The organism is Streptosporangium sp. NPDC020072 (genome assembly GCF_040631445.1).
Taxonomy (GTDB): Bacteria; Actinomycetota; Actinomycetes; order Streptosporangiales; family Streptosporangiaceae; genus Streptosporangium.
This window is the reverse complement of sequence record NZ_JBEYAB010000010.1, coordinates 122,247-135,682: the sequence shown is the minus strand read 5'-3', so window position 1 is coordinate 135,682 and position 13,436 is coordinate 122,247. Positions and strand designations below refer to the sequence as shown.

Annotated in this window: 15 protein-coding genes; 9 read left to right on the top strand and 6 right to left on the bottom strand. The window is 71.0% G+C overall.

The window, feature by feature from the left end:
* The first annotated feature begins 63 nt into the window (after nt 1-63).
* The gene (locus ABZ470_RS24680) at nt 64-1,278 is read left to right on the top strand and encodes a pyridoxal phosphate-dependent aminotransferase (protein ID WP_362914122.1); all 1,215 of its coding nucleotides are present in this window, start codon (nt 64-66) and stop codon (nt 1,276-1,278) included.
* A gap of 43 nt (nt 1,279-1,321) precedes the next feature.
* Here the strand turns inward: ABZ470_RS24680 and ABZ470_RS24675 are convergent, their stop codons facing one another.
* The 6 genes from ABZ470_RS24675 to leuC all read right to left on the bottom strand — a co-directional run bounded on the left by ABZ470_RS24675 (nt 1,322) and on the right by leuC (nt 6,355).
* Complete coding sequence (locus ABZ470_RS24675; protein ID WP_362914120.1) at nt 1,322-2,233, bottom strand: hypothetical protein; 912 nt, start codon at nt 2,231-2,233, stop codon at nt 1,322-1,324.
* Nucleotides 2,234-2,305: 72 nt separating this feature from the next.
* Nucleotides 2,306-2,599 (bottom strand): YciI family protein, encoded by a 294-nt coding sequence (locus ABZ470_RS24670; RefSeq protein WP_352013818.1) that lies wholly within the window; start codon nt 2,597-2,599, stop codon nt 2,306-2,308.
* Between the two features lie 103 nt (nt 2,600-2,702).
* Entirely contained in the window at nt 2,703-3,698 is a 996-nt protein-coding gene (locus ABZ470_RS24665) for a class I SAM-dependent methyltransferase (RefSeq protein WP_352013819.1), read from the bottom strand.
* Between the two features lie 305 nt (nt 3,699-4,003).
* Entirely contained in the window at nt 4,004-4,237 is a 234-nt protein-coding gene (locus ABZ470_RS24660) for a 4-oxalocrotonate tautomerase family protein (protein WP_352013820.1), read from the bottom strand.
* Nucleotides 4,238-4,344: 107 nt separating this feature from the next.
* Entirely contained in the window at nt 4,345-4,947 is a 603-nt protein-coding gene (gene leuD, locus ABZ470_RS24655; protein WP_352013821.1) for a 3-isopropylmalate dehydratase small subunit, read from the bottom strand.
* A gap of 4 nt (nt 4,948-4,951) precedes the next feature.
* Nucleotides 4,952-6,355, bottom strand: a complete 1,404-nt coding sequence (leuC, locus tag ABZ470_RS24650) for a 3-isopropylmalate dehydratase large subunit (RefSeq protein ID WP_362914118.1) — start codon at nt 6,353-6,355, stop codon at nt 4,952-4,954.
* A 326-nt stretch (nt 6,356-6,681) separates the two neighbouring features.
* On the opposite strand from leuC, the gene ABZ470_RS24645 reads away from it, so the two are divergent.
* The 8 genes from ABZ470_RS24645 to ABZ470_RS24610 all read left to right on the top strand — a co-directional run bounded on the left by ABZ470_RS24645 (nt 6,682) and on the right by ABZ470_RS24610 (nt 13,368).
* Nucleotides 6,682-7,737 (top strand): iron-containing redox enzyme family protein, encoded by a 1,056-nt coding sequence (locus tag ABZ470_RS24645; protein ID WP_362914116.1) that lies wholly within the window; start codon nt 6,682-6,684, stop codon nt 7,735-7,737.
* Between the two features lie 69 nt (nt 7,738-7,806).
* Nucleotides 7,807-8,088, top strand: a complete 282-nt coding sequence (locus ABZ470_RS24640; protein ID WP_352013824.1) for an acyl carrier protein — start codon at nt 7,807-7,809, stop codon at nt 8,086-8,088.
* Nucleotides 8,085-9,677 carry an amino acid adenylation domain-containing protein gene (locus tag ABZ470_RS24635; protein ID WP_362914114.1) on the top strand — a complete coding sequence of 531 codons (1,593 nt, stop codon included), beginning with the start codon at nt 8,085-8,087 and terminating at the stop codon, nt 9,675-9,677. Before ABZ470_RS24640 ends, ABZ470_RS24635 begins: the two co-directional genes overlap by 4 nt.
* Entirely contained in the window at nt 9,674-10,357 is a 684-nt protein-coding gene (locus ABZ470_RS24630; protein WP_362914112.1) for an acyl-CoA dehydrogenase family protein, read from the top strand. Before ABZ470_RS24635 ends, ABZ470_RS24630 begins: the two co-directional genes overlap by 4 nt.
* Nucleotides 10,350-11,546, top strand: coding sequence for an acyl-CoA dehydrogenase (locus ABZ470_RS24625; RefSeq protein WP_362914110.1), 1,197 nt, complete (start codon nt 10,350-10,352; stop codon nt 11,544-11,546). The genes ABZ470_RS24630 and ABZ470_RS24625 overlap by 8 nt, the downstream gene beginning before the upstream one ends.
* Nucleotides 11,543-12,316 (top strand): thioesterase domain-containing protein, encoded by a 774-nt coding sequence (locus ABZ470_RS24620; RefSeq protein WP_362914108.1) that lies wholly within the window; start codon nt 11,543-11,545, stop codon nt 12,314-12,316. Before ABZ470_RS24625 ends, ABZ470_RS24620 begins: the two co-directional genes overlap by 4 nt.
* A gap of 54 nt (nt 12,317-12,370) precedes the next feature.
* On the top strand, nt 12,371-13,051 hold the full coding sequence (locus tag ABZ470_RS24615; RefSeq protein WP_362914106.1) for a hypothetical protein: 681 nt from the start codon (nt 12,371-12,373) through the stop codon (nt 13,049-13,051).
* A complete protein-coding gene (locus ABZ470_RS24610) occupies nt 13,048-13,368 on the top strand; it encodes a Dabb family protein (RefSeq protein WP_362914104.1) in 321 nt (106 codons plus the stop codon). Before ABZ470_RS24615 ends, ABZ470_RS24610 begins: the two co-directional genes overlap by 4 nt.
* Nucleotides 13,369-13,436: the final 68 nt, after the last annotated feature.

Below are 13,436 nucleotides of genomic sequence, written 5' to 3'. Positions count from 1 at the left end.
CGCTGGACGGCTCCGCGAGCGGGATCAACGGGCGGTATCGGATGGATCCGCCGTTAAAGTGTGATGATGTACGTACGGCAGTCCGACAAGCTGGCCAACGTCTGCTACGACATTCGCGGTCCCGTACCGAAGCGCGCGGCAGAGCTGGAGTCCCAGGGTCACCACATTCTCAAGCTGCACATCGGCAACCCTGCTCCGTTCGGCTTCGAGGCTCCCGAGGAGATCCTGCAGGACATCATCCGCAACCTGCCCGTCTCCCACGGCTACGGTGACTCCAAGGGCATCCTCAGCGCCCGCAGGGCCGTCGTGCAGCACTACGAGGGGCACGGCTTCCCCGACCTCGGCGTGGAGGACGTCTACCTCGGCAACGGCGTCTCCGAACTGATCGTGATGGCGATGCAGGCGCTGCTCAACAACGGCGACGAGGTGCTGGTCCCCTCCCCCGACTACCCCCTGTGGACCGCCGCGGTCTCGCTCAGCGGCGGAACCCCCGTCCACTACGTCTGCGACGAGGGGGCCGACTGGCTGCCGGACCTCGACGACATCGCCTCGAAGATCACCGACAGGACCAAGGCCCTGGTGATCATCAACCCGAACAACCCGACGGGCGCCGTGTACCCGCCCCGGCTGCTCGAAGGCCTGGCCGACCTGGCCCGCAGGCACGGTCTCGTCGTCCTCGCCGACGAGATCTACGACCGGATCCTCTACGACGGCGCCGTCCACACCTCGATCGCGGCGCTGGCCCCCGACCTGTTCTGCCTGACCTTCTCCGGCCTGTCGAAGACCTACCGGGTGTGCGGCTACCGCTCGGGCTGGATGGTGCTCTCCGGTCCCAGGGAGCGGGCCTCGTCCTACATCGAGGGCCTCGACATCCTGGCCAACATGCGCCTGTGCCCCAACGTGCCCGGCCAGCACGCCATCCAGGCCGCCCTCGGCGGCCACCAGAGCATCGAGGACCTCGTACGGCCCGGCGGACGCCTGTGCGAGCAGCGCGACCGCGCCTGGAAGCTGCTCAACGACATCCCCGGGGTGAGTTGTGTCAAGCCCCTGGGCGCGCTGTACGTCTTCCCCAGGCTCGACCCCGAGGTCCACCCGATCACCGACGACGTCCGCTTCGCCCTCGACCTGCTCGAACGGGAGAAGCTCCTCATCGTGCAGGGCACCGGCTTCAACTGGGCCCGCCCCGACCACTTCCGCCTGGTCACCCTCCAGCACGCCGACGACCTCGAAGAGGCCATCGGCCGCCTGGGGGGCTTCCTGTCCACCTACCGGCAGTGACGTCCCGTGACCGCTTCTCCGTCGTGCTCTGACGGGAAGGCGGTCACGACCGCCCGGCCCCCTCACGGTGGCGCGGCGAACCGTCCACCGGCGCCTCCCGCGTGTGCGCGGCCCCTGGCCGGGCGGGCAGGCCGAGGTGGGCGATGATCCGGTCGGCGACGGGGGCCAGCAGGTCGTGGAGCCGGCGGGTGGCGTCAGCGCCGAGGGTGGCCCAGGGGCGTTCGGCGAGTTCGTCGGTCCGTTCCTCGACCGCCCGGCGGAGGGCCTGGCCCGCGGTGGTGAGACCACGCGTGTCGGGCTCCAGCAGCCCGCGGGTGATCAGGCGCCGCTCGGCCGCCTCCCACTCCTCGTCCGTCCACTCCCGGATCCCCTGCAGACGCTCGCGCCGGTCCGCGCCCGCGGCGACGACCAGCACCAGGGCCTCCGGCCCTTCGACGCCGGAGTGCAACAGCGTGGCGAAGTGGCCGTCACCCCGGTGTTCACGCAGAGTGGTCGCGGCCTGCCAGAGCGCCAGGTGAGGTCGCGACGGCAGGGGCAGCGCGGCGTTGGCGCTGCCCAGCGGGCGGCCCGGGGCGTCCCGGCAGGCGTTCGCGGCGAGCCCGGCGAGCCCGGCCGCCTCGGCCAGCTCGGGTGCGGCGACGGACTCCTCCCCGAGGATCGCGCGGAGACCGGCGTCCGCGGCGGCCAGTCGCGCCGCGAGCACCGCTTCGGGGTTCGTCTCCGCCCGGACCGCGCGGACTTCGCGCTCCACCATGCGCGGGCTGAAGTGGTGGAACAGCGCGTGGACAGCGGCCGGGGAGACCTCCCCCAGCGGAGCGGTGCGCAGCGCGAAGTACGGTGTCCAGCGGCCGGTCAGCCCGAGCCGCCGGAAGGCCTCGCCGGCCTGCGGGGCGAGGACGGCCACCAGATGGTAGGGCTCCAGGACGGCGCGCATGGCCCGGGTGAGATCGTTCACGGAAGCCTCCGAGGCGGGTGGGAAAGGTCGTGGAGCAGGCCCGGGCCGTGCTCCAATGTGCCCGGCGACCGGTCAGGGAACGCCGATCACCGCCGCCAGGTCGGGCCGGGCCCGGGTCGGCAGCAGTTCCGTGACCTCGTGCGCCACCAGACCCGCCCTCAGGTAGGGGTCCTCCCCCAGGATGCGGTCGAGCTCCTCACGGGACACCCCCTGGGCGAGGATGAACCCTCCGGTGGCCGGCACCTTGCGGCCGCCCAGAAGGAACGTCCCGCTCCTGAAGTGCTGGTCGATGAAGACGTAGTGCTCATCGCGCAGCGGGAGAATTCGCTCCTCCGGGACCAGATAGGACAGCAGTACCAGGAACATGCGGCCGCTCCCAGAGCTCATTGTCGGTGATGGGCGACGACGGACGGGGTGAGGGGACGCACCGCCGGACGGCGACGGCGCGCCCCGCTCCGGTCCGTCCGGGTCAGTCGGTCTTCTGGGCCAGCAGCAGCAGGCCACCGGGGATGTTGGGACGGACCGTCTTGCGGATCTCGAACCCGCCCTGGCGGAAGGCGTCGCTCCAGCCCTCCTCGCTGAGCAGGCCCTGGCCCATCAGCGCGTGGATGAGGGTGAACTCCGGGGTGAAGGTCTCCGGGCAGGCGCGGTCCCGCTGCGGGGGAAGCACCTCGGCCGCGAGCACGTGCGCCCCGGCCGGGAGCCGCTCGGCCAGGCCACGCAGATATGAGACGAAGTAGTCGAGGCCCTGCTCCAGCACCTCGTGCATGAAGAAGAAACCGACCACGAGGTCCACGGTCTCCAGGCCGGGGATCGCGGCGGCGTTGGAGGCGTCCGCCTCGACCACCGTGATGCGCTCCGTCAGGCCGTCCTTGGCCACTTCACGGCGGGCCTCCGCGATCGCGTCGGCGCTGATGTCCACGCCCAGGCCGTCGGCGTCCTTCAGCCCGCAGATCCCGATGAGGTTGCGGGCGTTCCCGCAGCCGAAGTCGGCGACCCGGGTGAACTCGATCTCGGACAGCAGGGAGTGCACATACGGCTTGAGGTCCTCCAGACCGAGGTCGGCCGAGGAGACCGCGACGATCCGGCCGTCGCGCGAGATGTCCTTGCCGTACTTGCTCTTGCCGGAGACCAGTTCGCCGAAGCGCCAGAACGGCTCGCCGAAGCCTCCCGCGATCCAGAAGATGTAGCCACGGTCGCGCAGCAGTTCCCGGCCGTACCCGGTGAGCCGGTAGACGTCGCCGTCGGGTGCCACGACCCCGCGGTCGACCAGGTAGAAGACGGTGTCCCGGGCCAGCTGGAGGTTGCCGCCCACGTCCTCGACCCGCAGCCCCTTCTCCTCAAGGATGTCCAGCACGCCCAGGTCGTCGAGCGAGGCGATGACCGAACACATGATGTAACCCTCAAGCAGCTCGAAGGAGTGCCGACGGGGGATGCCCCGGATAGCGAAGTCGTTCGTGGCCATAACAGTCCTTTCATGTTTCCCCTCCGCAGCCCCACGGGCAGCGGCGCAGGAAATTGGACGACAGGATACGAGGACGTTCAGCGCCCGCCGGAAAGCCGCCCCGACCATGGGACAGAACGTTCGGCCAGGGCCGGAAAAAGAAATCCGGAAACTATCGGCGGGGCTGTCGAAAACGGGCCGACGGGTAAATCCTCCAGGCTCGCCGTGGGAGTCGAATCAGCCGACGCGATGATTATGCCGCACGCGCCGGTGACGAACCAGAGGCCGGGATCGATTTTCTCTTATTCTGGGACGGAATGCGATGATCACTCGTGCTTCGGGCAGGTGCACAAACCGTCGAAGCCCTGGGCGCGGCGCTCAGAAACAGTGAATCCTCCGGCGCCCCAGTTGTCCAGCGGCACTTCCTGAACAATGACGTAGATCCGCTCCGGATCCTTGCGCAGCACGTCGTGCACCAAGTCGGTGACGCCGTCGATGAGTTGCTTCTTCTTCTCGGCGGTGAGGTTCTCGTTGATAACCTGAATGGTGACGATCGGCATAACGCTACCTCCGGGTCGGGAAGCCGTCGGCGCCGGCCGTTGGCGGCCTCGGACCGGCGCCGTGATCAATGAATCAGGTGCAGCGCGTCTGGGACGGCGAGCCTCGGTCAGGCCGCCGGACGGGGCAGGGTCCGCGGCTTGTAGGACGGGCGGTTCGCCTCGAACGCGGCGATCTCGTCCTCGTGGCCCAGTGTCAGAGTGATGTCGTCCAGACCGTTGAGCAACCGCCAGCGGGCGTTCTCGTCCATCTCGAACGGGGCGGTCACACCGTCGGCGCGTACCTCACCGGACTCCAGGTCCACGGTGATCTCGGCCGCCGGGTCGGCCTCGGTCAGGGACTGCAGCCGTTCCACGACCTCCTGCGGCAGCACCACGGTGAGCAGGCCGTTCTTCAGCGAGTTGCCGCGGAAGATGTCGGCGAACCGGGAGGAGATCACGGCCTTGAAGCCGTAGTTCTGCAGGGCCCAGACCGCGTGCTCGCGCGAGGAGCCGGTACCGAACTCGGGTCCCGCGACCAGCACGGTCGCGCCCTGCCGTTCGGGCCGGTTCAGTACGAACTCCGGGTCGGCGCGCCAGGCCGCGAAGAGCGCGTCCTCGAAGCCGTCGCGGGTCACCCGCTTGAGGAAGTGGGCGGGGATGATCTGGTCGGTGTCGACGTTGCTGCGGCGCAGCGGGACGGCCCGGCCGGTGTGGACGGTGAACTTCTCCATGGTGTCAGGCCTCCAGCAGGTCGGCGGGGGAGGAGAGGCGGCCGGTGACCGCGGTCGCGGCGGCGACGACGGGCGAGACCAGGTGGGTGCGTCCGCCCTTGCCCTGCCTGCCCTCGAAGTTGCGGTTCGAGGTGGACGCGCTGCGCTCGCCGGGCGCCAGCTGGTCCGGGTTCATCCCCAGGCACATCGAGCAGCCGGCGAACCGCCAGTCGGCGCCGGCCTCGGTGAAGACCTGGTGCAGGCCCTCCGTCTCCGCCTGCAGCCGGACCTTGGCGGAGCCGGGGACCACCAGCATCCGGACCCCCTCGGCGACCCGGCGGCCCCGCAGCACGTCGGCGGCGGCGCGCAGGTCCTCGATCCGGCCGTTGGTGCACGAGCCGAGGAACACCGTGTCGACCCGGACCTCGCGCAGCGGCGTGCCGGCCTCAAGTCCCATGTAGGACAGCGCCCGTTCGGCGGCGGAGCGCTCGACCGGGTCGGTGAAGGACTCCGGAGCCGGGACCAGCGAGCCCAGAGGAGCGCCCTGTCCGGGGTTGGTCCCCCAGGTGACGAAGGGCGTCAACGCGGCGGCGTCGATCACCACCTCCTTGTCGAAGACCGCGTCCTGGTCGGTGTACAGCGTCTTCCAGTAGGCCACCGCCGCGTCCCAGTCCTCGCCCTGCGGCGCGTGCGGACGGCCCTTCAGGTAGGCGAAGGTGGTCTCGTCCGGGGCGATCATCCCGGCCCTGGCGCCCGCCTCGATGGACATGTTGCAGATGGTCAGCCGGCCCTCCATCGACAACCCGCGGATCGCCTCGCCGCGGTACTCGATCACATGGCCCTGGCCGCCGCCGGTGCCGATTTCGGCGATCACGGCCAGGATCAGGTCCTTGGCGGTGACCCCCTCCGGCAGCTCGCCCTCGACGGTGACGGCCATCGTCCGGAACGGCGCCATCGGCAGGGTCTGGGTGGCCAGCACGTGTTCGACCTGCGAGGTGCCGATGCCGAACGCCAGGGCACCGAAGGCGCCCAGGGTCGAGGTGTGCGAGTCTCCGCAGACCACCGTCATGCCGGGCTGGATCAGGCCCAGCTGCGGGCCCATGACGAAGACGATGCCCTGCTCGGCGTCGCCCAGCGAGTGCCGCCGCACACCGAACTCGTCACAGTTGCGGCGCAGCGTCTCGATCTGGTTGCGGGAAACCGGGTCGCTGATGCGGTCGATCACGTCGGTCGGGACGTTGTGGTCCTCCGTCGCGATGGTCAGGTCGGTGCGCCGTACCGAGCGCCCGGCAAGCCGGAGGGCTTCGAACGCCTGCGGGCTGGTGACCTCGTGAAGCATGTGCAGATCGATGTAGAGGAGGTCGGGCTCGCCCTCGACACGTCGGATGACGTGCTCGTCCCAGACCTTCTCGGCGATTGTCCGTCCCATACGGCCCTCCGAGTTTCCGTGCATTATCTTGAAATGTGAGACGACACGTCTCGCAACGGACCGGACTCTAGTCGATCACAAGCCACGTCCGGAGCCAAATCCCAAAACGGCACAGGACAACTGTGACCCAATCTCTTTACGGACTAAACCCCCTTCGGAATATCTGGAATCTCCCTATGGATTAAACCCCTCCGGATATGAGTCTCGAATTCTGAGATTTTTAGCCGGAATCGTAGACATACTCGACCTCCAAAAGTAGCTTCGCCAACGGCGCAACCCTGCCCGGGAGATGGCCGAGTGGCCGTTCACAGAAGGAGATTGTCGCTATGTCCGTTTCTGTGGAGTTAGCCCTTCCCCGATGCGCGGACGCTCTCAACCCCCGTGCACTCGTCGAAATCATCAGCTCCTGGCTGCACATTCCCGCCACCGAACTCGATCTCACCGTCAACGCCGACCAGCGCAGGATCGTGATCGAGGCCGTGCGCACGATGAACGAATTGGCGGGCGGCGGCGACTCAGCGGCTTTCCATCAACAACAGTTACTGCTCTCCAGGCTCTACGGCCTGGTGCTGCGACTCCCCCAGGCGGTCACCGCCGAAGGTTCCGTGATACTCCACGAGGTGGTCCGGCTGCTGGAGGAGGCCACTCTGGCCCGCGAGGACCACGGGGTCGACACCGTCCTGCTGGACGAGGCGCCCGCCGACCCGAAGGACTACCTGTCCTGGCTCAAGAACCTCGCCCGCCGGCACCCCGCCTACAAGCATCCGTACTACGCCGAGTTCATCCGCGACCGCGCCGGGCGCGAGGACCTGCGTACCTACGTCATCCAGGAGTCGGTGGTCGACGGCCGTTTCGACGATCTGCTGGCCATGATGCAGGTCGGAACCGCGGACGACGCCAAGCTTGAGATCGCCCGCAACTACTGGGACGAGATGGGCAACGGTGACGCCGACCAGGTCCACACCCATCTGTTCAACCAGATCTTCCAGGTGTTCGACATCGGCGCGGACGAACTGGAGGGCGCGCTGACGGCCGAGGCCCTGCTGTCCGGCAACCTCGCCGTGATGCTCTGCCGCTACCGGCGCCTGTACCCGGAGGCCGTCGGCTTCCTCGGGATGACCGAGTGGTTCGCCCCTGACCGCTTCGTCCAGGTGGTCCACGCCTGGGAGCGGCTGGGGCTGCCGGACGTCGGCATCGTCTACCACCGGCTGCACATCACGGTCGACTCCCTGCACGCCGCAGGGTGGTTCCACAACGTGATCATTCCGGCGGCGGAGTCGCCGGCCATGCGACGCGGCATCGCCCGCGGCGCGCTCTTGAGACTCAACTCCTCCGCGCGCTACCTGGACGAGCGGCTGGCAGAGGCGCGCTCCCGCTCCTGAGCAGTGATGTGTCCCATGGCCGGAGGCCCGTCCTCCGGCCCCACACACCCGCACCCCCTGGAGTCCGCCATGCCCGTCCCCCAGCGCGGCCGGCCACCGCACACCGAACACGTCCTGCGTGAAGAGCTTCGGCTGCTGGTCTGCCGGATCAAGAACAGCGACCCCACGGCCCTCGGCGACACCGACGACTACGCCTCGGCACTTGAGTACGACTCGCTCGACTTCGTCGAGCTGGCGGTACGCCTGGACACCGAGTACGGGATCGAGGTCGGCGCCGAGGCCGACGACCTTCCCGCTCTGGCCTCCCTCGACACCCTGACCGCCCTGGTCCGCGACCGGAGGACGCGATGAACCCGCGCCACGGCCGGCTCCCGTCGCTTCTCGGCGCGCTCTCCGCCCTGGCCGAGGACACCCCCCGGCGCACCGCCCTGGTCGCCGACGATCGCGGCGTCGACTACGGGGAGCTGCACGAGCGCGTCCAGCGGACCGCCGCGGCACTGGTGCGCCGGGGTGTGGGTCCCGCCCAGCGGATCGCCGTGGTCGGCCACAAGACGGTGGACGCGGTGGTCGCGCTGCTCGCCGTACAGCGGGCGGGCGCGGCTTACGTACCGCTCGATCCCCGGGCACCCGCGGCCCGGCTCGCCGACCTGGTCGCCGACGCGCGCTGCCCGCTCGTCCTGGTCTCCGCCACCGACACCGACCTCGCGCGTGACCTGGCCGAACGGACCGGGACCCTCCCGCTCGGCGTCGGCGAGGCCGCCACCGAACCAGCGACGGCCCCGCTGCCGGAGGAGATCTCCCCGGAGAGCGTCGCCTACTGCATGTACACCTCGGGAAGCACCGGCCGCCCCAAGGGGGTGCAGATCCCGCACCGGGCCGTGGACGCCTTCTTCGCGGCGGTCCATCCGCTGCTCCGTGTCGGGCCGGACGACCGCTGCCTGAACACCTCGGCGCTGCACTTCGACGTTTCGGTCGTCGATCTGCTCTACCCGCTGACACGGGGCGCGACGGTGCACCTGGCGCCCGCCGTCCCGATGCCGCCGCTGCTGAACCGGCTGATCGAGCAGGAGCGGATCACCTATTTCGCCGCGGTCGGCTCGACCCTGACCCTGCTCGCCGACCACGCCCGCGGCTTCGCCGGACGCGACCTGTCGCACCTGCGCCGGGTGATGACCGGAGCGGAGGTGCTCCAGCCGCACACCGTGCAGCGCTGGCTGGCCGCCGCCCCCCAACTCGTCGTGATCAACGGATACGGCCCGACCGAGGCCACCTGCCTGGTCGTCGCCCATCCCATCGACGAACGGGAACCGGACCGCACCGCTCCCTACCCCATCGGCCGTCCGCTGGACGGGGTCACCGTGCGCTTCCTGCGCGACGACGGGCACATCGACGAGGAGGGGCCCGGCGAACTCCTGGTCGCAGGCGCACAGCTCATGAGTGGTTACCTGGAGCGTCCCGAGGAGGAACGGCGGGCCTTCCTCGACCTCGACGGCACCCGCTTCTACCGCACCGGCGACCAGGCGCACCGTGACGCCGACGCCGTACTGCACTTCCACGGCCGGCGGGACGACGAGGTCAAGGTCCGCGGCTACCGGGTCAACACGCAGGAGGTGCGCCAGACGCTGGAGGCCCACCGGACGGTGGGGCGCGCGTTCGTCACCGCCTCCCGGGACGGGCGCGGCCGGGAGATCCTCGCCTGCGCGGTCACCCCGCCCGGCGCCCCGGCGAGCGTCCCCTGCGGCGACGAGAGCCCGTTGCCCGCCCTGGACGCCGACCGGGCACGCGCGCTGCGGACGCACCTGTCGGAGCGGTTGCCCGGCTACATGGTGCCCGCCGACTTCCGGCTGCTGGACACGGTGCCGTTGCTCTCCAGCGGGAAACCCGACGTCCGCGGCATCGTGCGGCGCCTGACCGCGGCCTCCCCTCGGGGGGACGCGTGAACGCGCCGCGCACCGCGGCTCCGACCGGCTCGCCCGTCGACGACCTGGCGCCCACCGGACTGCGCGCCCGCGTCACCGAGTGCCTGCGCGAGTGCGCCTCCGACCGTGCCGAGCCGGTCGTCGCCGCGCTCGACGCGGCGGGCCTGTGCTTCCCCGGACTCCCCGACCGGGTCGTCCTCGCCGAGAGTCTCGCCGCGGCGCTGGACTTCGACCCGGCCGCCGAGGTGCTGGCCCGCCACGACAGGCCGGGGGCGGGCGCGGGCCTGCCGGTGGCCGCGCTGCAGGTCGCCGCCTCAGCCCGCCTGGTGGCCACGACCGGCGGCTGGCTCGGCACCCGGCACTCCTTCGGGCAGCGCCTGATCGACCACCAGGTCGTACGGTTCCGGCTCGCGGAGCTGATGGCCTACGCCGAAGGCGCGCGGCATCTGGTGCACGCGGCCACGGCCGACACGGCGGCCGGCGCGCGGGGGGACGGCGTGGTCGAGGCCGCCCGCCTCCAGGCCCGCAAGCTGCTGCGCCGTACCGCGAGGGTCTGCCTGCACCTGCACGGCGCCAGTGGGTATGTCGCCGGTCACCCGGCTCAGCGGCTCCTGCTCGCCGGTCACCGGCCCGCCGACGGAATCTCCGACGAACAGCTGCTGGACGCCGTCGCCCGGCACCTGCGAGGGACCGATGACTGAGCCTTCGCCCGTGGCGGCCCCGCACCACGGGCGGCCAGGACCGGGGTTCACCACCCCGGCCGCGTTCCGCCGGAGCGTCCGGGCGCTGGTCGACCGTCACCCCGAGGTGTTCGCGCCCGCGGTCTGGGACGTCCCCGGCCGCGTTCCACCCGGGCGGGAGGCGGTGGTCCTGCTGGGCCGCGCCGGGCTGCTCGCCCCGGCCGCCCCTGCCCCCGCCCCGGTTCTGCAGGTGCCGCCGGAGCCGGGCCCGGTCCCGTCCTGGCAGTTCGCGGCGGCGTTGCACGAGGAGCTGGGTCTGCTGCCCGCAGGGGCGGTGGTCCTCACCCAGGTCGAGGTGGCCGCCAAACTGCTGGCCGCCTTCCCGGCCACCGCCCACGCCGCCCGTCAGGCCCTGGCGGGGCGGTCTCTCGCCGCGCTCGCGGTGACCGAACCCGGCGGCGGCCTGGACTTCGACGCCATGACCACCTCGGTGCGCCGCGGTGACGAGGGGGTCGTCGTCGAGGGGGAGAAGTGGCTCTCCAGCAACGCCCCCTTCGCGGACGAACTGCTGGTACTGGCCCGGGACACCGCCTTCGCCGACTCGGCGCTCGGGCGTCACTCCCTGGTGCGGGTCCCCGTGGACGCGCCGGGGGTCGAGGTCCACCCGCTGCGGACCCTGGGGCACCGGGGCGTCACCGGGCGGATCCGGCTGACCGGCGTCCGGCTGGCGCCTGAGGCGCTGCTCGGCTCACCCGGTACGGGCCTGCTCACCCTGATGAGGCACTGGGTCCACGAGCGCGTCATGGTGGCGCTGCGGATGACGGCGATGGCCGAGGGGCTGCTCACCCTGCTCCGCTCCGCCGGTGGGCCACGCTCCGGGTACGCCGACCGGGCCGCCGCCGAGCTGTTCGTCGACATCGCCCAGGAGCGGGCGTCCTGCCGGCGGGCGCTCGAACTGCTCGGAGTCGGCGGCTGCCCGCCCCGGACCGCGGCGGGCTGCAAGCTCCGATCGGCCGACGTGCTGCGGCGTACGGCCGAGGCCGCGCTCCGGCGCGAGGCGAAACTCGCCTCGACCCGGCCGCGCTTCGCCGGACTCGACCCTGCCGATCCGGGGCTGGCGGAACGCGCGTTGCGCGACGCCACCGGCCTCGCCCTGGCCGGCGGCAGCGACGAGGCCCTGCTCATGGTGATCGCCCGGGAGCTGCGGTGACCGAAGCCGTTCCCACGCGCCGATCGGCCGCGCTGCCCTGCCGTACCCCGGTCGAAGGATCGCCGCCGCTGTTCCTGCTGCCCGCCGCCGGTGGCTCGACCACGCTCTACCGCGACTGGCCGGACGCGCTCGGACCGGGGGTCACCCCGTGCCCGGTCGAACCTCCGGGCCGCGGGCGCCGGATGGCCACCCCGCCCTTCACCGATCTGGCGGAGCTCGCGGGCGCGCTCGACGAGGAGCTCACGCCCCCGGCCGGGAGTCCCTGGGCTCTGCTGGGGCACAGCATGGGCGCCCTGGCCGCCGTGGCCTGGGCGGCCAGGGCACACCGCCGGGGCCGGTCGCCGAGCGTGCTCTATCTGAGCGCGGCCGCTCCACCATGGCTCCGCTCCACCGCCGAGCCCCTGGTCCACCTCGACGACGACGGCCTGTGGCGCCACATGCTGGGCCTGGGCGGCCTGTCGGCCGAGTTGGCCGGGAACGACACGGCCCGCAGGCTGCTGACCCCTCTGATACGGGCCGACGTACGGGCCGCCGCGTCCTGGCGGCCCGCCGCCGCTGTCGCGGTCGGCTGCCCCGTGGTGGCGTTCGTCGGGGCGCGGGAGACGGAGTTCCAGCCGTCCCTGGCTCTGGAGTGGCGGTCCGTCGCCACCGGCGGATTCGCCGCGCACGTGCTGCCCGGCGGTCACTTCTACCGGCACGGCCTGACCGATCTGCTGCCCGTGGTCTCCGCCGACCTCATCCGGCGCTTTCCTCCTGCCGAACCGTCCTGAACCGTCCTGAACCGTGCGTCCACCCGCACGTTCGACCAGGGAAAGGAAACCTTCATGGTCCTGCGGTCCGCCGTCCCCGACGTCCTCCCCGACACCGCCCCCGCACCGCTGGTGCTGATCGCCCCCGGGGTCCTCGACCCGCTGCTGGACGACGCGCTCTCCCAGTACCGGCGGGCCTGTGACGGCTCCCGCCGCGGCGAGCCCTACCTTCCCCGCTGCTGGGCCCTGCTGCTGGGCCAGATGGACCAGGGCGCCCTTCGGGTGCAGGCGTTGCGCTGGGCGGGCAACGTCCGGGAGAGCGACGAGGCGGTGCTGGAGGAGTTCGCCGAAGTCATCGTGCCGTGTTTCGGCTCCTCCTATACCAACGGCAGGCGCGGCTACTGGTGTGATCCGGCCGAGCTGTTGAAGATCATCCGCGAGGCGGAGGCGCAGGGGCTGGACGTGCTCGGCTCCGTCCACATGCACGCGGACATGCACCGCTTCTGGCCCGAGCACGCCAACGGCCAGCTGCTCAGCCACCGCCCCACCGCGATGGACGAGTACCTGTTCCGCAACGGGGGCTGGCCGCTGAACATGATCTGCCATCTGGAGAGCTTCGGCGACGACGTGGCGCTGAGCGTCGGCGCCTGGGCGCCACCCGTCTTCGAGGACGAGAACGGCAGGGCGACCGCCATGGAGGTACGGCTCAGCCTCGGCAGCTCCAGCGTGCCGGTGGAGAGCCGGAGGCCGGAGTGATCAAGCGCGTGGTGCTGGTCAGGACCGATCGGCCGGCTCGGATCGACGACGAACTCGCCCGCCTGGCGGGGCTCAGGGGCACCGTCCCCTGCCTGCGGGACATCGAGGTGGCCGCGGACATCGGTGGTCGTTGCCTCGGCTACGACCGGATGTTCGCGCTGAGCTTCGGTGACGCGGAGGACATCGCGGCCTGGAGCGACCACCCGGCCCACGCCCCGCTGCGGACCACGCTGCTGCGAGACGCCGAACTGCTCGTCTTCGAATACCGGACACCGGCGATCATCTCACAATCCGATACAAAGCATCTCTCATATTGATCGCGACTCATCTGGCGAGTAGTCAGGAGGGAACACAGCTCGCCGGATGAACGACCAGACCGTCCAGA

Coding starts and splice junctions, on each gene's coding strand:
- ABZ470_RS24680 (WP_362914122.1), top strand. CDS start 64: ATGATGTACGTACGGCAGTCCGACAAGCTGGCCAACGTCTGCTACGAC.
- ABZ470_RS24670 (WP_352013818.1), bottom strand. CDS start 2,599: ATGTTCCTGGTACTGCTGTCCTATCTGGTCCCGGAGGAGCGAATTCTC.
- ABZ470_RS24665 (WP_352013819.1), bottom strand. CDS start 3,698: ATGGCCACGAACGACTTCGCTATCCGGGGCATCCCCCGTCGGCACTCC.
- ABZ470_RS24660 (WP_352013820.1), bottom strand. CDS start 4,237: ATGCCGATCGTCACCATTCAGGTTATCAACGAGAACCTCACCGCCGAG.
- leuD (WP_352013821.1), bottom strand. CDS start 4,947: ATGGAGAAGTTCACCGTCCACACCGGCCGGGCCGTCCCGCTGCGCCGC.
- leuC (WP_362914118.1), bottom strand. CDS start 6,355: ATGGGACGGACAATCGCCGAGAAGGTCTGGGACGAGCACGTCATCCGA.
- ABZ470_RS24645 (WP_362914116.1), top strand. CDS start 6,682: ATGTCCGTTTCTGTGGAGTTAGCCCTTCCCCGATGCGCGGACGCTCTC.
- ABZ470_RS24640 (WP_352013824.1), top strand. CDS start 7,807: ATGCCCGTCCCCCAGCGCGGCCGGCCACCGCACACCGAACACGTCCTG.
- ABZ470_RS24635 (WP_362914114.1), top strand. CDS start 8,085: ATGAACCCGCGCCACGGCCGGCTCCCGTCGCTTCTCGGCGCGCTCTCC.
- ABZ470_RS24625 (WP_362914110.1), top strand. CDS start 10,350: ATGACTGAGCCTTCGCCCGTGGCGGCCCCGCACCACGGGCGGCCAGGA.
- ABZ470_RS24615 (WP_362914106.1), top strand. CDS start 12,371: ATGGTCCTGCGGTCCGCCGTCCCCGACGTCCTCCCCGACACCGCCCCC.